This window comes from Spirosoma daeguense (assembly GCF_054776875.1).
Genome location: NZ_BAAHBF010000005.1, coordinates 457,759 through 476,381 on the forward strand (window position 1 = coordinate 457,759; position 18,623 = coordinate 476,381).

15 protein-coding genes are annotated in these 18,623 nt (G+C 42.3%); 6 read left to right on the top strand and 9 right to left on the bottom strand.

From position 1 onward, the window contains the following. Positions 1 to 119 precede the first annotated feature (119 nt). The 7 genes from ACYVD4_RS18175 to ACYVD4_RS18205 form a co-directional block, all read right to left on the bottom strand. Entirely contained in the window at positions 120 to 1,541 is a 1,422-nt protein-coding gene (locus ACYVD4_RS18175) for a sulfatase family protein (protein WP_460948262.1), read from the bottom strand. 144 nt (positions 1,542 to 1,685) lie between these two features. Then, positions 1,686 to 2,165, bottom strand: a complete 480-nt coding sequence (locus ACYVD4_RS18180; RefSeq protein WP_460948264.1) for a hypothetical protein — start codon at positions 2,163 to 2,165, stop codon at positions 1,686 to 1,688. Between the two features lie 140 nt (positions 2,166 to 2,305). Beyond that, entirely contained in the window at positions 2,306 to 3,361 is a 1,056-nt protein-coding gene (locus tag ACYVD4_RS18185; RefSeq protein WP_460948266.1) for a sensor histidine kinase, read from the bottom strand. A gap of 493 nt (positions 3,362 to 3,854) precedes the next feature. Continuing rightward, positions 3,855 to 4,589 (bottom strand): cupin domain-containing protein, encoded by a 735-nt coding sequence (locus ACYVD4_RS18190; RefSeq protein ID WP_460948268.1) that lies wholly within the window; start codon positions 4,587 to 4,589, stop codon positions 3,855 to 3,857. A 92-nt stretch (positions 4,590 to 4,681) separates the two neighbouring features. Further along, a complete protein-coding gene (locus ACYVD4_RS18195) occupies positions 4,682 to 5,362 on the bottom strand; it encodes a GNAT family N-acetyltransferase (protein ID WP_460948270.1) in 681 nt (226 codons plus the stop codon). A 277-nt stretch (positions 5,363 to 5,639) separates the two neighbouring features. Then, a complete protein-coding gene (locus ACYVD4_RS18200) occupies positions 5,640 to 8,279 on the bottom strand; it encodes a choice-of-anchor Q domain-containing protein (protein WP_460948272.1) in 2,640 nt (879 codons plus the stop codon). A 163-nt stretch (positions 8,280 to 8,442) separates the two neighbouring features. After that, positions 8,443 to 8,616, bottom strand: coding sequence for a hypothetical protein (locus tag ACYVD4_RS18205; RefSeq protein ID WP_460948274.1), 174 nt, complete (start codon positions 8,614 to 8,616; stop codon positions 8,443 to 8,445). Positions 8,617 to 9,265: 649 nt separating this feature from the next. On the opposite strand from ACYVD4_RS18205, the gene ACYVD4_RS18210 reads away from it, so the two are divergent. Next, positions 9,266 to 9,817 carry a ligand-binding sensor domain-containing protein gene (locus ACYVD4_RS18210; protein WP_460948276.1) on the top strand — a complete coding sequence of 184 codons (552 nt, stop codon included), beginning with the start codon at positions 9,266 to 9,268 and terminating at the stop codon, positions 9,815 to 9,817. Here ACYVD4_RS18210 and ACYVD4_RS18215 read toward each other — a convergent pair. Beyond that, positions 9,774 to 10,076, bottom strand: coding sequence for a transposase (locus ACYVD4_RS18215; protein WP_460948278.1), 303 nt, complete (start codon positions 10,074 to 10,076; stop codon positions 9,774 to 9,776). The two genes, ACYVD4_RS18210 and ACYVD4_RS18215, sit on opposite strands and share 44 nt — an antisense overlap. A gap of 641 nt (positions 10,077 to 10,717) precedes the next feature. Between ACYVD4_RS18215 and ACYVD4_RS18220 the strand changes: the two genes are divergently transcribed. The 5 genes from ACYVD4_RS18220 (at position 10,718) to ACYVD4_RS18240 (ending at position 17,042) form a co-directional block, all read left to right on the top strand. Next, complete coding sequence (locus ACYVD4_RS18220) at positions 10,718 to 11,761, top strand: hypothetical protein (protein WP_460948280.1); 1,044 nt, start codon at positions 10,718 to 10,720, stop codon at positions 11,759 to 11,761. Between the two features lie 560 nt (positions 11,762 to 12,321). Next, the gene (locus ACYVD4_RS18225) at positions 12,322 to 13,512 is read left to right on the top strand and encodes a glycosyltransferase family 87 protein (RefSeq protein ID WP_460948282.1); all 1,191 of its coding nucleotides are present in this window, start codon (positions 12,322 to 12,324) and stop codon (positions 13,510 to 13,512) included. Between the two features lie 305 nt (positions 13,513 to 13,817). Then, complete coding sequence (locus ACYVD4_RS18230; protein ID WP_460948283.1) at positions 13,818 to 14,726, top strand: glycosyltransferase; 909 nt, start codon at positions 13,818 to 13,820, stop codon at positions 14,724 to 14,726. A gap of 78 nt (positions 14,727 to 14,804) precedes the next feature. After that, entirely contained in the window at positions 14,805 to 15,989 is a 1,185-nt protein-coding gene (locus ACYVD4_RS18235; RefSeq protein WP_460948285.1) for a glycosyltransferase family 87 protein, read from the top strand. Positions 15,990 to 16,205: 216 nt separating this feature from the next. Continuing rightward, positions 16,206 to 17,042: a glycosyltransferase family 2 protein gene (locus ACYVD4_RS18240; RefSeq protein WP_460948287.1), complete on the top strand. Its 837-nt coding sequence runs from the start codon at positions 16,206 to 16,208 to the stop codon at positions 17,040 to 17,042. Between the two features lie 258 nt (positions 17,043 to 17,300). Here the strand turns inward: ACYVD4_RS18240 and ACYVD4_RS18245 are convergent, their stop codons facing one another. Then, on the bottom strand, positions 17,301 to 18,344 hold the full coding sequence (locus ACYVD4_RS18245; protein WP_460948289.1) for a hypothetical protein: 1,044 nt from the start codon (positions 18,342 to 18,344) through the stop codon (positions 17,301 to 17,303). Positions 18,345 to 18,623 lie beyond the last annotated feature (279 nt).

Consider the following 18,623-nt stretch of genomic DNA (forward strand, 5'->3'; position numbering starts at 1 on the left):
TATAAAAACACAACCACAAAGAATTAATAGTCAATAAATTAGACCCAGAAACCCAAATTAAAATAGTGGTCAGACCAATCCAAGAATCACGGTCGGTTGATGTTCTACATTATCAAATGCTACTTGTTCTTTTTCCGATTATACTTGATATTGAAAAAGTAGCGAGTTAACCCGTCCTGATCGTTCTGAGATTCCATCCAGGTTTCCATCGCCCGGCGAAAGGCGGTCAACGTAGCACTATTTTCGGGTGCATACGCTAGGTTTCTGAGTTCGTAAGGGTCTTTTTCCAGATCGTACAACTCTTCGGCTGGCCGTTGCTGGTAGGCTCGAACTCGTTGAGCAGTATTCGCATCCGTTTTCGCTTTTTCAACCCACGAATCCCAATAGTCTTTTCCGTCTTCGGGCTTCGCGTTGGTAATATGGGTGGTGTATGTTAGGCTGGGTTCCAGATTCATAATGTACTTGAGCTGGCGAGTTCGAATGCTACGTTGTGGATAATAATTAAAAGCACCGTAGCGGGTGTCTGCCGTATACGTTGTATAGATACTGTCTCGGTGGGCAATCTGTTTACCTGTCAGTACGGGCAAAAAACTTCGTCCGTCCAATCCGTTTGGCACGTTCCCTCCTACTGCATCCAGCAATGTTGGCAGCATATCGACCAGTGGCGTCATGGCATCGGTTGTACCCGGCTTTACTTTGCCTGGCCACCGTACTAGCATGGGTACTCGTATACCCTGATCATACAGATTCCATTTACCGAAAGGCCATTGTGGCCCGTTATCAGTGGTGTAGATAAATAACGTATTATCGACGTAGCCATACTTTTTCATCGATTTCAGGCATTCTCCCACCGTTTTATCCATGTCCGTTACATCAGTATAGTACTTCGCCCGAACCTGTCGTGTTATGTCGGTATCGACCAGAAATGGCGGAATATCAACTGTTTTGGGGTCATACCCCTCAAGATTTGGCCAGGGTACATGTGGATTGTCAGTGGCTACAACCAGAAAGAGTGGTTTTTGCCCCGGTTTGGCATGGGCGGCCAATATGGAATCAATTTTCTGGTACTCCTGATCTTTCTTTTTGAGATAGATATACGGATAGGCAGACTGCGGCCAAACATGATCTTTACCGGCCAGAATCGTCTGATAACCTAACTCTTGCATATAAATAGGCAAGGTTTTAATGCCGGAATTTATCTTACTATGATTCGGATGGGCGCCATTTCGGGCTGGCATCAACCCCGTGCTAATCACAGCCCTTGAGGGTACACAGTTCGGCGTGTTACAGAATGCGTGCGTAAATCGCAGACTTTCTTTACTAAGTGCATCCAGATTGGGCGTTCGCACAACTTTAGCTCCTGCAAATCCGGCATCTTCGTAACCGTGATCATCCGAAATAAATAAAATGATGTGGGGCTTTGTGTCAGCCAGGGGTTGTGAGGGTAGTCTCATTGGAAGTTGAGCTGTAAAGGAAAGACAACCCATCAACGTAACCAATAGCCCCCACTGCCAGCGGATAGAGTAACCAGATTTTGCCATACAGTATGCTTTTACGTAGCGAATAAAGCCAGTAGACAAAGCATGGGCACGGGTCTGTTCTACCTTTTCATAGAAGATAGCGCCTTTATCAGTTGAGAGGAAAATTGGTAAAGAATTCAGCGCAACTCCCCGGCCGTTCGATACTCACTGTATCTGTCTGATCTTTTCGTTTATTTTGATGATAAACGGGTGATATTTTACTGGTACGTGTTCTTTAACCTGATCGATTAGCCAGAATTTCCGAATACCATCATAATTATATTCAACATACAGACCACCCCAATCACCAGCATCGGGCTGACCAATTACCGGATTGCGTTCCTTCAACAGATCGTCGGGGAAATAGTTAATTATATCTTTCGCATTTTCAAACTTCTGCTGCGATAATTGTGTGTAGTCACCTTCGTAAAATTCTGTCCAAACAGGATATTTATCTCGTTTATCTTCAAGTAGTTTATCCGGCTCAAGCTTAAAGATTTCTATGCAACCCTCTCCATCGCATTCGCCATAAAAATGGCCAAAAATCAAGTAGTCAGCCCCTTCCAAACGTATACCCTGCTCTTTTTCGCACGAATTGAGCAAGACCAGACATAAACAGACGAGTATCGGCACAATCGCTTTCATTACGTTAGGATTTAGGTTGTTGGCAACTCAAAAAATTAGTTCTCAGATCTTGGTTTTGTCAAAGATTCCTGAAATCTTCCGACGGTTGTAATCACCGTTTTTTTCGTTTAAGCCCCCAAAACTGTCAGCAAACTTATCTATCAGGTAGGTATCAACGGTAGCGTCACAACAAAGTGACCGGCCTCTTCCCGAACGTTTGGTTTTAGCTGGCCCAGCATATCGTATTTTGCCATAATATTTGCCAATCCAACGCCATTTGAAACTACTCCTTTCTTTTTGAGTTGAAGATTGTTACGGATGTGTAGGTTCGCTTGCCCATCGGTCTGAATTTCAACCACAAGTGGCTGATTTGGTAAAACTACATTATGTTTCACCGCATTTTCGACCAGCAATTGAAGCGAAAGCGAAGGCAAACGATACGTAGTAAATTGAGGATCGACGTCGGTAATCAACTGAAATCTGTCGCCATAGCGTGTTTTGAGAAGATGAGTATACGAGCGGATAAAGTCGAGTTCAGTCTCCAGTGAAGTTAAATCCTGTTCGTTTGCCCTCAACACGTAGCGATACACCGAGCTTAATTCTTCGGCAAAGGTTTCTGCTTTTTGTGGATCTTCGCTAATCAACGCAATTAGCGAATTGAGACTATTAAACAAAAAATGTGGGTTTACCTGATTCTTTAATACGTTCAACTGGTTCAGCAACGCTTCCCGCTTATAGACTTCCATTGCCAGGCTGTTTTCCCGCCATTTGGTAAGCGTATAATGAAGCTCGTAGATGCAGAGTGAAATGAGATTTGAACCTAGCCCGATCCAGAAAATGATAATCTGACTCGACTCGGAAGGCTCGAAATCGAAAGTCGGAATGAGTTGGTAAACAGCGTAGGAACTTATCGAAGTGGCCATTGTCAGCACCACAAAAACCGGAAACTCCAGAACCATCCGAATCTTCGTTTGCGACAACTCAGGATATAATCGGATAATTCGCTTGATTATGGCCGTTTGGGCTGCTAATAATATGGTGCAAACGGCGTATGAATGTAGAGAAGCAATCAGAAAAATACGCCAGTCGGAGAAGTAACGCACGCCAAGCCAGACGTAGTTTCCGAGTGGAACCGTCCATGAAACGAGCCCCACCAAAATCCAGATACTCTGTGTTGGTAATTTAAAAAGAGAAAACCGCTTAAGCAGGTTCGTCATGAAATTCGCCAAAATAGACTGTTACCTGTTGCTACGTCAGATAAAACTACGAATATCATGAATTCGTCAAAGCAATTCAACAGCAACTTTCAATGAAATAAAAAATGAATTAGCTCTATCAAAAGTATACAACAGGATCAATTCATATTCACACAGACAAGCTATTCTGACTGTGCGTTACAACAACCGTAAAATCCTCAATAAAACAACCTATTCATTCATTTTTGACAACTTAACAATTTCATAATCGTAATAACGGTGACAGTCACACGCGAAATTAGTCTTACACTTTACAGCCAACTGATAGTACGTATGTTTTCGCACTGGATTAATGAAATCATGAATTTGCTCGCCGGAAATAGTCGCTACGTCCATTATTCCCGTTCCAGCAAGCTGATCGTTGTAAGCCTTTTTTTATTATTTATCGTTGCCTCTACCCTTCTGTTTACTTTCGTGTAATACGTCTTCTGACGAAAAAATACACTACTACGTATCAAAACTGAATTAACAAATACCTAGTATCTCCCTGATTATCACCCACAATCTTATACGATACGTCTGATTCTAAAAAAATAACATCTCCTACCTGCGCTTTTTTCATGGTTTCGTCAAGGGCGACCTGAATGGGTTGATCCAGAACAAAAAGCATTTGAGCTGCTCGATTTTTCATCGTACTACGTAGTGAATCAGCCGCAAGTTTAGTTTGCTGTATAACCAAATGGTTGCTCATAATAGTGGCATAGGAGCTGGCTGGCAAACTGGACTTATCCTGCCAATCGATCCAGAATGAACTTCCGATCAGCCGATCCAGATCCAGATCGGGCATCTCGTTGGAGGTATAACGCATCAGATAATACGTGAGGGGCTCCGACGTATTGTTTTCAATAGTATACTTTTCACCGGGCATGACAACAACTACATTCTCTGGCCCCAGAACTTTTCGTTTGCCGCCTAGAGTAAGTGTCAATGAGCCCGATTTGATAACTAGCATCGCTTCTTCATCAAGCTCTTGTGGCGGTTGTTTTGGCAGATTGGGCGACATGGTTATAACCTGAAGAATCAGGTGCGAAAAGTCGCGGGTAGTCCCTTCCAGCAATGTTCGTACATCGTTCCCTGAATATGTGCTAACTAGTGCGCGATTAACAGAGTAGACGGCTGACGAAATGACCTGCGCAAACGCGGGCCTACCTAAACAAGCTACAATCCAGATCAGAAACGGAATTCTCATAAAACATTTATCTCAATCCAACTTTCAGAGTCAAGCATCTAACTCCATCAAACTAATCAGCGTAAAGGCAAACAATAGGCAAGAAATACGTATCAGACAGCCATTAATACGTAGAAAAAGATTTCTGTTCGTGTCTTAAATCCCAATTTCTCATAAATCTGCAAAGCCCGAACATTATCGGAACGAACATGTAGATACGGTGTTTCTGATGCTTTCTGAATCCGATAAATCTGATCGAGAAGTAGTTGCCGGGCATAGCCTTTGCCCAGAAAGTCAGGGTGCGTGCAAACGGCACTTACTTCGGCGAAATCGAAAACATGTAATCGCTGGCCTGCCATTGCCACGAGTTTTTCATGCTCAAAAATACCCCTGTAATGCCCAAACTCAATTGTTCGTGAAGCAAAAGGACCCGGTTTTGTCAGATTGGTCAAGTCCAGCATTTGTGCTACGTGCTCATGAGACAACGACTTAATTCGCGAACTATCCCAGTCAAGATCAGCCGATTTCTCATAAACCATCTGCACACCATCGACTCGGTTTAGAACCTGCCAGCACTTAGGAACGGAGATAGGTGTATTCGATACAAGAAGTACTGGTTTAGTGAACCGATTTATCTGACAAAGTATCTCCAGATTGGCGGGTGTATTGTCGGGAACAGCCACAAATGGCGAAACTTCTATGTCAAAATATTTTGCAATGTCGTTGCCATTGGCAAGTGATTTATTCCTGGAAGTCAGCGCATTCCAAACCGGATTATCCAGAACGTGTTTCATTAGGTGAGTATACTACGTATCGACAGGATCGAATTGAGTTGGTGCGCCAGAGCAGTTTGGTCGCGTGGAATCTGTAACTCCATTTATTCACCTGTAACACAATTTAGCGAGCATTCTGTAATACGTTGATTTATGAGATATGAATCTAGGACTGAAAGTCATATTGATCAGATACAAACTTACAGTGCAGATTTCTTTGGTATGAAAACGGGCGAGATGATAAATTAATTCGGTGCATTAGCGGTAAAGTATCAGGTTAAGTAGCAGGCGACACAAATCAAAATCCCATCCGCAACGTAGCACCCATCTGATACATTAGTTTCCCCGTATTACTGTTACGTAGCATTCTGATCTGGGCAGTAGTGCTGGCTGGCAACGTCACGATGTGGTTGAGCTGAACAATGTCGATACCAATGGGCACTACGTTACAGGCCCACACCGTAGGGTCGTTCCAGTTACCAGCCTTCAGCGAGGTGACTAGCCCCTGACACGTAGTACCCCACTCGAAAGCGCCCATATCGATACGTCCCTGAGCAATGCGGGGATTACCTCCCAGATCGGTGGTATTTGAAAAGATAGTCGTATTAGGATCGCCGGAGTTAATGGCGGGGGAGGTGGGACGTAGTTGGGTGCTGGCGACAGTAGCAAAGGGGGACGTAGCGACGGCGAGATTACCCAGACCGCTGGTATAGCCCGTTACCGACGTATCGAACAGGCTGAATGTGGTCGTCACGGTAGCTGCATCGTTGAAGAAGGTGTTGCTATCGCCGTTATTCCACAGTACGCAGTTGGTCAACTTCGGATTGCTGGTGCCATTAGTACCATCACTGGTCATTGCCCCGCCCTGTGAGGCTGTGTTGCTTTGAAACGAACAGTTGGTCAGTACGGGACTGCTGGTGCCCTCAAAACCATCGTTGAACATGGCCCCGCCATCATTCGTGGCCATATTGCCCTGTAAGGCGCAGCTGGTCAGACGGGGACTGCTGTTGCCTCTGGCACCGGAATTGTTTATCGCCCCACCATATGTGGCCGTATTGTTCTGGAAGACACAATTGTTTAGCACAGGAGCGCTGCTGCCCTCCGAACTCCCATCATTATTAATAGCTCCCCCGTATACAGCCCGATTAGCCACAAACACACACTGGCGAATTTGCGGAGAGCACACGTTGCCACTGCCTGATCCATTATTCAACAGGCCACCTCCGGAATCGTCTGGAGCACTGCCGTTGGCGTTGCCAGCAGTGATAACAAAGCCATTGAGGATGGCCGCGAAGGTTAGCCCGGCGGAGTTATTGACAACGTGGTAGGAATTATCTGAATTGTTGCCCACCGTGCCGATATCTCCACTCAACGTAGTGCTGGATGGGGTGGTGGCGTTGACGGCAGGTCGCTGGTTGTAGTTGGTTTCGCTGCCAACAAACCCGCCGTAGATAGCCACCCCACTCCGCATGGCGAAACTGATGGTTCGGTTGGTGGTGGCAGTGGGTTTGTAGATGCCCGATGCCACCCAGATTTCCATCAAGCTGCCCGAACAATAGTAGTTGAGGGCACTTTGGAGGTCGGTGAAGGCGTCCGTCCAGCTCAATCCGGTGTTGGCCCCTGTGGCCGCTGCCCGCACGTAGAGCCGGGTGGCGGGAGTGCAGAACTCATACGCCCCCATGTCGATGCGACCCGTCACAAAGCGAGAGTTGCCAGCCAGATCGAAGTTGCCCAAAGCCGCTGGCAATCCCGTGGACGTAGTGGTGGCCGGATCGCCGGTGTTGATAGCCGGAGAACCAGCCGCCAGTTGGGTACTGGTGGGCGAGGCAAAGGGGGTAGTGGTTGTGGTCAGGTTACCCGTTACGTTAGTGTAGCCCGTTACCGATGCATCGAACAGACTGTAGCGAGCCAGCACCGTAGCGTTGTTGTTAGCGATGCTGCTGGCCCCACCGTTGTTGAACAGCACACAATTGGTGAGCACCGGGTTGCTGCTGCCGCTATTGCCATTGCTGAACATCATCCCGCCCTGGCTAGCTGTATTACCCAGGAATGAACAGTTGGTCAGTACCGGACTGCTGTTACCCGAGGAACTCCCATCGTTGAACATCGCCCCACCCCGAGTGATGGCCGGGAGTCCATCGCCCTGATAAACAGCCCTGTTGGCTTGAAAGGTACAATTGGTCAGCAGAGGGCTACTGCTGCCGCTACTCCCGTCGTTGATAATTGCCCCGCCAATAATGGCCGTGTTGCTTTGAAAGACGCAATTGGTCAGTACTGGGCTGCTGCTGCCTTCATTCCCATAGTTGCCGATGGCCCCACCATAGCCAGCTTCGTTGGCTACAAAGGTGCAGTAACGAATTAGTGGACTGCACATATTGCCATCCCCGTTGTTGAACATGCCGCCCCCGACAGTATCCAGCCCACCGCCGGCGTTAGCATTGCCGCTGGTAACGACGAATCCGTCGAGAATGGCGGAGTTGGTCAGGCTGAGGCTGGCGGGGTTGCTGATGACGTGGTAGGAGTTATCAGTGGTACTGGAAGGACTGCCGATTTCGCCACTCAGCGTGGAACTGGATGGAGTAGTGGCATTAATAGCGGGTCGCTGATTTAGGCTGGTTTCGATACCCACAAACCCGCCGTAGATGGCCACCCCGTTTTTCATGGCGAAGCTAACGGTGCGGTTAGTGGTAGCGGTGGGTTTGTAGGTTCCAGCCGCCACCCAGACCTGATCGCCCGAGACACTGGCGTTGATCATGGTCTGCAGACTAGCAGAAGCATTGGTCCAGGAAGAACCGTTGCCCAAGCCTGATGCAGTAGGTTTAACGTAGCGAACGGTCTGAGCCAGCAGCGGCAACGTAGTGAGGACCGTCAACAGGCCGAAGAGCAGCAGCCAGCGACGAGTAGACCGATGGATAAAGGGGACGTAGCAGTGCAGCATAGCAATAGCTTTAGGGGATAGTTGAGCAAGCCTGACAAGATAGCATGATTCACAAAACAAACTGTCAATCAGTTATTTACTGGTTATTTTCCAGAAATAATGCTACGTTAAAACATTTAGCAATAGGCAATCAAAAGCCCAATCGCAACGTAGCACCCATCTGCTACGTTACTTTGCCCGTAGCACTGTTACGTAGCATTCTGATCTGGGCGGTGGCGCTGGCGGGTAAGGTCACGACGTGCTTGAGCTGAACAATGTCGGTACTAACGGGCACTACGTTACAGGCCCACACCGTAGGGTCGTTCCAGCTACCAGCTTTCAGCGAAGTGACTAACACTAGTCGGGTGATTAGCTGATTTAAAACCCTAGCCGCAACGTAGCACTGGGCAGATGGGAGTTGATCATGGGCAGGGATTCTATGCTACTCTTGCTTATAATGGTTGTGATCGACACACCTTGACATACTGCTTGATTAACGTGAATAATGGGTAATCTGATACTATTCTTTAGTTGTTTCAGACAGCACGATAGTGACTGAAACAACCAAGATGCTACTCAACAATAAAAACCCATACCACACTGAATACCAATACCTTACAATCGTTATTGATATTTAATTACATTCAAAAGCAACTTGCAATCACCAGGTTTTAAACTATCAAAATACCCTCCCATGTGAGACTTGACTCTTGTCGATAAAATCTGCTTCATAATTGAGCTGTTAACTGAAAAGCATAAGACAGTCCCACCACCTCGTAGCTTTACCGGCATAATTAGGTAGAAAAATGCCCCCTTATTCAATAAGAAAGTATATTCGCTTAATTTTATTCGGCAACGTTAGTAGGTGAAACCACCTAAGAATAAGTCGTGTGCGTTCTCTTAAGTGAACTAGTCTGGCTTGTTTGGTTGCTGCACAAGCCTCTCCAAATCGGGTGAAAACAGTAAATCTTGTTGTAGGCATTCTAACCTGGTTATCAATCCTAACCATGGCAAAGGCACAGCCCTACGTTGCCTGGGTAAAGCATTATGGTTCTGAGAATGGTATGGCACACCGGGAAGTAAACGCCATTTTTCAGGACCAACAGGGGTTCATGTGGTTCGGCACCAAGTTCGGGCTTAATCGCTTTGATGGCAAAACGTTCACTACCTTTACTAAAGAACGTAACGGGCTTGATTTTGATGATATTCAGTCGATTGCGCAGGATGCCGACGGGTACTTATGGCTGATGGGGCCGCATGGAAAATCACAAATCACACTCTTCAATCCGATAACCAATACCGCTGCTTCGTTTGACCGACGATTCAACAAAAAGCTGACCTCTACATGTGTAAATCCGCCCCTGCGCGTTCTGAGTAGCGAAAACGGTACCATTTTCTTTGCTAACTGCCAACCTGCCAGCCTGATTACCTATCATCCAAAATCGGGACTGAGGTATGCGCTCACGTTCAGCACTTTACACATCTTCTCAACGGGAAATTCGTTGGCATGTTCCTTTATAAATCGGAATACCTCCCGTCGCTCCTGGAGAAGATGCTGACGGCCTTCTTTAGTATATCGCGTTCCAACTGAGCTTCTCTGAGCTCCCGTTGCAAGCGTTTGATCTGTTGCTGCTCGTTAGTAAGAGTGGGGGTGGCAGACAACATTTGATCATTTTTTTTGCCCCGTTGTCTCCATTTGCTGATTCGTCCCGGATCGATGTCTAATTCGCGAGCAGCTTCTTGAATCGATCCTTTTGCATACGACAACTCAACGGCCATTTCCTTGAATGTTTCGTCAAACACACGTCGTTTAATCATAGTCAAATTGAAGTTTGTCCCCAAATCTGCCTAAAAAAAGTCTCCAGTCAAATGTAGCAAGTTCACCAATCCGTTTGAACTATATCCCACAAAACCAAAGCCGACTATGAACAATACGTTTGGATGTAAAGCGACAAAGGCTGCTTAATCAGCAATATTTTGGCCCAAAACTTAACTGTTAGACTAAAAAATATTTCTAGATTAAGTTTTGCCAAATCTATGCTTGCAGGAAAATTTATAATCAATTATGGCTTTTTTACTACGGGAGATTTCCCGTATTTAACCGAGGAATCTCCCGTATATATAAATAAATATATTGTAGTATTAATTGTTTTATTTGAGGAAATTGAACAAGACAAAACACAAACGAATTATACTACCTGGCTACAATTTTAATTTAAATTTAATAAGCACAGACACTTTAGCTGGTCATTTATACTCAAATACAATTAGTAGTTACTACGCAAATCGTATATATACATCCGTTAGAATGAAAATATGACATTTCTTATAATCAATGATATTCGATTGTTTTTGACTGTATTTAGTTTCTAAATTTCGCAAGAAAGCTCCACGGCAGTTTGGCGACTACGACGTGGAGCTCGGCAGTTCAATGTAAAACCATTAAACCAAGTAAATCTATGGATTTTTTTTTAGAGTTGAAACTCGTACGGCTCTTTACCATCAGCGTAGTGCTCACTTTTGTCACAGCTTTACTCTCCTGCGAGCGATACAAAGACACTTCCGTTAGCCCTAATAATGATCTGGGCGTCTCAATTCAAAATGGGCGATTAGCCTTTAAGGATAAGGCTTCGTTTGAAAAGGTGCTCAGCCAGATCCGAACAATCAGCACGGAAGAAGAAGCTGCCAAATGGGAAAGTACGTTTAATTACACCTCATTAAGGGGGTATAACGCAGCGCATAGGAATAAGCCTCAGTTAGAGGAAATGAATCTGCCAATTTTCGTCAAAATGTTATTAAATAAAAACGCGGAATACATGATTGGTAAGACCATTGTATGGTTTAATGATGGTTATATACATTATATTGATAATCAGGACGAGAACTTATTGCAGCAGATTAAAAGCAATCCATTACTCAGTAAAAATAAATCGGAAGTTAAGACAAAAGTAATGCCTGTTCCGGAGGACGATAAAAGCACAATGGGCACAATAGGTGGTACTTCTCTATATGCTTGGTATCAAAAACCCTGGGCTCTTAACTGTGCTAGCGGTTGGTGGCGAAAAACTGTGTATGAATTGGTTTCTACTGCGGCACAATTGGGACCATATGGACAAAATTATGCTTTTGAATACACAGTTTTTATACGTATAAAGCTTGAATGGTGGGGTTCAGGCGGTTGGCAACAAAACGCTGGCGAAAGACGAGTGGTAGACGTTAACCTATCAGGCTCAGTAGGAGCACAATGCAATGTAGTCACACCGCCACCCTTTAATTTCTTCAGGACGTATGACACAAATTCAGACATCACTATTAATCTAACTGGTGACAATAAAGGTGTGGCGATCCAGAATAATAATTACGATTGTGATGGTTTAATCTATTACTCCATTAATGGTTATATTAGATCCAAAGTTTACATGAATGGTACTTGTAATGGTACTTTACAAACAGATTCACAATACGATGTTCCTGGACCTTCAACTTCTGGGACACTTTGGTAACGTATAAAGATGATTGGCTAGTTGTATTGTACTCACTAGCCAATCATATAATGAATTATATCTGCTATTGAATAGATCATCGCATCATATGAAGGTTCAACCCATAAAACAAACTCGTTAGTGCTGAAGATTTATAAACTTCATAATAAAAAATCTACTGATTAGATTAAAGTAAGGATCATACTTTATCATATAGTTTGTTGTTATTTTACTTAAAGTTCTTTAATGTCATCGATAACTAAGGTTTAATACAGCAAAGGGAATTTATTAAGTAAAATAAAGCCAATCAAAAATAATAACGTACCTTAATCTATGTGAATTTTCAAAACTTTCAATAAGAAATCAATTTACTTCTCCAAGTCCCCAAATCTTACCAACCGCAAGATAATATCTATATAAAAGTCCTAATTTTACTTATTTGAATAATATCCTAATTAAGGAGTCATCCAGCGTTTGAAATACTAACGAGCAAATTTATCGCGAATTTATTCATTTGTTTGTTACAGATTGTAGTTTTGTAAGCGCTAACCTTTTAGTAACAGTGGCTAGCGCTCAACATAATGAAGCTTTTTTTTCAGCACCCGTTCTTCTATAGTAAACGTAATATTACCATTATCTGGGCGCTGCTCGGAATTCTGACCGGTGTAAAACAATATTATTTGGGAGAACTCGGTCAACACATAAATAACTTTCTACTATTTATTAATAGTTACAAGCATTTGGTAGCCCACCAGAACCTGTTTCTGGAATACCATACTGAAACGGTCGACTCCTACCATTATGGGCCTATATTTGCCTTATTAGTTGCACCCTTTTATTGGCTTCCTACCTTGTTGAGCATTACGCTCTGGAACGTCTTCAACTCTTTATTTCTGCTCTACGCCATATATGAATTACCTCTGAGTGACCGTCAAAAAGCCGTAATAAGCTGGCTGGTACTGAATTCGTCATATACATGTCTGCTGAATACCCAGTTTCACCACATATGCGTGGGGATGATCATTCTGTCGTATACACAATTGTATAAACGTCAAGAGGTTTTAGCGGCAGCGAACATAGTTTTAGGAACACTCATTAAATTATATGGCGTCGTTGGTCTGGCGTATTTTCCGTTTGCTCAGAATAAATTTCGATACTTTATTGGAGGATTCCTATCAACGGTCGTGTTTATTACGCTGCCGATGCTATTTGTTGGGTTCGATTATACCATACAATGCTACTTCGATTGGTATGAATCTTTGTCCTACAAAAATCAGTTGAATGTAAATTTGGCAAACACACGAACGGATGTCTGTGTAATGGGCATGTTTCGTCGATTATTCCACGATGGTACGTTGTCTAACCTATACTTTATTATTCCGGGATTGATAATTTTTACGACGGCTTATCTAAAAACGAATCTGTATCAGAATATTCGGTTTCAATTGAATATTTTGGCCTCAACCCTATTGTTTCTAAATTTGGCCAGCACAGGTTTTGAATCGCCTACGTTTATTATAAGTTTCACTGGTGTGGCCATCTGGTATGTAGTCTCGGGTAAAACAAGACTGGATAATTGGTTACTGGCGTTCGCGCTACTGATTTCCAGCTTTGCGCCTACTGATATTTTCCCAGCTTATATCCGCGACCACTACGTCAATCCATACGCGCTTATGGTATTACCATTACTGTTTGTTTGGTTGCGCTTACACTGGACTATCTGGAAAGGTTTGCCAGATACACAAGTCATTGAGAGTAAGCTAGCTAGTTAAGGAATGCATCACCTGCTAAATATGTTTATTACTGACGAATTACGTAGTATAACTAATTTTTAAGTTTTCAGTTATAAACGAATTGCCAAATTGTTATCTCCTACTAGATACTCATTTCGTGATACTATTTCATGGGATCATCTTAGGCATACGTCTCAAAGCTTTCAATACTCGATGACAAAAACAGTAAGCTCATCCGCTGTGCTATTCGCTCAAATATTCTACAAGAATAGGTACGTCAAATTCTTGATAAGCAACATTCTAAAGATGTGTTAGCTTTGCGAGAGTATCTCCTAATTCTTATTATGACACTAAGCGGATTTTCTTACATCCGAAACGGATTTAAGTATCAATATCCTTTTTTAGAATCTATCAAATCTATTATACCTATTTGTGATGAATTTGTCATTGCTATCGGAAATTCCATTGACGGTACACGCGAAGCGATAGAAGCATTGAAGGAGCCGAAGATCAAGATTATCGACACCATTTGGGATGAGCGAATGAGAGAAGGCGGTAAGCTGTTTGCCCAACAGGCAAATATTGCTCTTGAGGCTTGTTCGGGTGATTGGTTATTCCACATCCAAGCCGACGAAATAATTCATGAGAATGACCTACCAACAATTAAGCAAGCCATCCACCGGGCAGACGCAAATTTGAGAATCGATGGACTTTTATTCAACTTCTTAAACTTCTATGGAAGTTATAATTATCTCAACGGCACCCGATACCAGCATAAAAAAGAAATCCGGATTATCAGAAACGGCATCAACGCCTTTTCTTATCGCGACTCACAAGGTTTTCGCAAGTATCCAAATCAGTTGGCGCGGGAGCAAAATTATAAAGGAGACAAGTTGACCGTCGTAGATATTAATGTACCTGTTTATCACTACAGTTATGTACGTCCACCTGAGGGTATGACTGAAAAGTCACGCTATTTCGCTCAATTCTGGCATGATGATTCTGAATTAGAAAAGATGTTTGGGGAAAATCCAGAAACAAATTATTACAATATTGAAAAGGTCGATCCATTTTTAGGAACTCATCCCTCAGTTATGAGTGAATGGATCAAGAATGGCAATTATGATTTTGACCCTGATAAAATTAACAAAAAAATGTCATTGAAAAGACGGATTGCCTATTGGCTAGATGGTGTGCTTGGCCGTCGAGTTGGTGAATATCGTAATTATAAAAAAATTAAGAACAATAATTAACAAAAGTCACACTAGGCATATTTCATTCACATCAGAAAAATCTGATGCCTAATTTGTGAATCTCATAATTTAATTATCATGCCTTTTCCGTCAATCAAGGCTTTCTTTCGGAAGCCGATATTTAGCGATTTCCGTTTTATCTTTTTGGTTTATTTCCTTCTATTTACATTTGCTAGTATACGCATTGTTGCCTGGTACGGCTCTAATAATTATGATATATTTTATAATTCTCTTTATCATCTCATTGACGTAAAAAGCCTTTACGCCCTATATCCCACCGAGTACGAAGATCATTACCATTACGCTCCTACGTTTGCAGCCTTATTTGCCCCTATTTTTGTCTTACCCTACTCGGTCGGTTTGTTTTTGTGGCATCTACTATTTGCCGCAATATGGGTTTATGCCATTTATCGACTACCTATTACACGTCAGCAAAAGATCTTCTCATACTGGTTTGGCCTTCACGAGCTTTTTACCTCCATTGTTAATAGTCAAACCAATCCACTTATTGCAGCTATTTCGATTTTTGCGTTTATACACTTTGAAAAGGGTCAAGTATTTTGGGCAGCCTTCTTTATTATCCTAGGTTTTAACATCAAGATTTATAGTTTAGTCGCAGCTGGTATGTTTTTGGTTTATCCGCATAAAGGCAAGTTTTTAGGATATATGTTATTATGGGCTGTGATACTGGGATTGCTGCCTTTATTATTTACCTCGCCGGATAAATTACTCTGGCAATACGACCTTTGGCTAAAACAGTTACTTATTAAGTCAGATGGCGACAAATGGGCTAACACTTCAATTCATCGACTTATTCATTTGTTTATATCGCCGAATATTTCAACATCAGCTATCATAGGTACGGGTATATTGTTATTCTGTTCGATTTACAGGCAAACAAGACGGTTTACTGAGCAACAATTTCGCATGCTTCTGTTGGCCTCGGTATTAATTTTTCAAGTCATCTTTAATCCAGTTGCGGAATCGCCAACCTACATTACAGCCGTTACAGGAGTATTGTGTTGGTGGTTTGTCACTCCGCAGACTCGCATTGACCGGATCTTGTTAATAAGCTGTTTTGTATTGACTGTCATGTCCCCAAGCGATCTATTTCCATCATTCATCCGTAGCCAACTAGTAATTCCGTACGGACTGAAAGCACTTCCTTGTGTGCTGATTTGGTTTCGGGTTATACATCTGATGAATGTTCCCAGTTCACCTAGTTCCCAAGAGCTGTCTATCGAACAAAGTAACAGAGCGTAGTTCGCGAATTAAATAGACGAGTTGTAAAGAGATCCAGTTTAGCGATATTTGAATCAACTCTATATTCGATTTGGGTCTGTGGTAAAAACCGACAACTCTTGCTATGGGGAAATCCGTAAATTAATTCTAAGGACAATACCTTATCAACAGTTTGGCAAATAGAAATTCACAAGAGGCATTCTGCCTCATTGGTAAAGTAAACTAAGTATAGTAGCTATGGAGAAGGCAATGGTCAGTGTGATAACAGCTGTCAGAAATCAACTGCCAATGAACAAGTTATTCTTTGAATATTTGGACCGTTATACCAGAAATCCGGTTCAGCTCATTATCATCGATAACGCATCGACTGATGGCAGTGGGGACTTTTTTGCTGAGCAAGGAGCCACTGTCATCCGTAATGAAGAAAATTATTCTTATCCTCATTGCCAAAATCAAGGATTAGAAATTGCTAATGGCGAAATTATTGCCTTTCTGAACAATGATTTACTGGTCTCGCCTGATTGGGATATTGAGCTCATGTTCATTATGGACAACAAGGGATACGACTTTCTGACTCCTGCCTCCAACGATCGATTGGAAACTCAAGAAGCGACGAAAACCACACGCCGACGATGGAATTGGATAAAAAACCTATACGGCTTTTTGGGAGGCTACAATGAAAAGAATCTAATCCGTATGTGCAATCAGATGTATGGGGATTGGGAGTGGTTTCAACGCAAACGCTACGATAAATTCCACCATAACTTGATTGAAGGGTTTTCGGGTAGTTGTCTTGTTGCAACAGAGAAAGGGCTAAATAAGATTGGACGCTATTTTGATCCTAAAATCCAGTCTGCTGATTTTGATTTTTATTTGCGAACTAAGAAGCAAAGTATCACAGTTGGTGATGTAAAACCTATTCATGTCGCATTGGGTGTTTATTTTCATCATTACACTCGGATGACCTCAAACAGCAAAGACTATTTACCATTTGTCGACAATACTCAAATGATAACATTACAGGAAAAATGGGGGGAGGATTTAAAGAAACTTACTAATGATATTGACGCATAATGTTTCAAATGAATGAATTCAATGTCTATTTGATTTGATAAATTAATTTCCTAAGCTCTATTTTCTATATATATGCTAGGAAGTCAAATGGGCATATTTCTTCTATTAGGACTAGTACACCACAATTCAAGTGAAGATCTCTTTAAATGCTATAAGCCGTTCAAGGTATAAATGATGGAACGGACTTATAGCATTTGTATTTTAGAAAAAATAAGACGCGTCTATCGAAATAAACATTTTTTTACAATCTCTTTTATTTTACGGCCAGAGTGCACCACTAGGCAAAGCATAATTGGATTCAGTTTGTGTAATATTATTCATTTGTACGTATGATGAGAGATTACCTGACAAGTTGTGGACTATAAAATCATAGTCCGCATCCCAAAGAGTTCCATGAGCCAATTGGCGCTGATGGTCATAATTTTGCCCTACATAAAAAGGTGTGCCAGTATTCCAACTGACACTTATCGGATAATATCCATAGGAATTAATTTGATATGCAAGGGCATAGCCACTTATATCATATACAAAGTATCGCGTTTCGCCAGCATTTTTCTGCCATCCATTACTTGGACTCCACCATTCGAGTTTAAGATACATGTCGAAAGTGAAGTTATATACATTCTCCTGGGTGTCTACGTCACTACCGAGAAATGATCGGTTAGCTGTTATTTCATAAACGGTTTTCCGCCAAGGTCCAGTTTGCCCATTAACGGCCCATATCTTCTGATAACGAGCATCAGGGTTGCCATCGGTTGGAATATAACCGTCCATTTTCCTAGCACCACGATTTTTATCTGCATAGCTGGAAATAATTTCGCTAACGATCTTATGTCTGCCTTTATAGGCAGAAGGGTCTTTTTTAGCGGCAGCCAACTGAGCTTCATCATCAGCAGGAACAACATAGGTATATCCATTATCAAACCATACTATGTTTTTACCAATGATCACTTCCCGATCTTTGTTCAACAGACTAGTGTACGAGATAGAAATCTTCATATCAACAGGATGAGGAGCATCGGGATTGGCGCTATTGAATTTTCTCAGCGAGGTAAAACTGTAGGAGTTTTCCCATTTCTCACGTTGCTCATCAGTTACTAAATTTTGCAGTTCCCCAACTGCTATATCAAAAGCGGCAGGGTCCTTAAACGCAAGGCGATTTCCTCTTACTTCAGCGATATTCTTACTTTTGGGAGCTGATTGCGGCACAAATTGATCAACCTCACTTTTACAGCAAACAAGCAGCCATACAAAAAGGGCTATTGAGCCCTTCGACAAAAAGTAATAGGCAAAATGTTTCATAAGATTTGAGTATTAGTGTGAAAAAAACCAGACAACTAAATATGCTTTTAAGAGCATCTCAATTTTAAAATCATAAAAGGCATATTAATAATTCGACAAAAAATTATAAAAAAAATTCCAACAAAGCAATCTCAAATACAAAAACTTATTTTATCGCTTCAACAGGTAATTAATACAGATTCAATGATATCTAACAATAATGTCTTCTTTCTATATCCACATAAGTAATCAACAGGGCTTTCCTATCAAAGATTATATAATCAGCAAGAATCTTTTTTA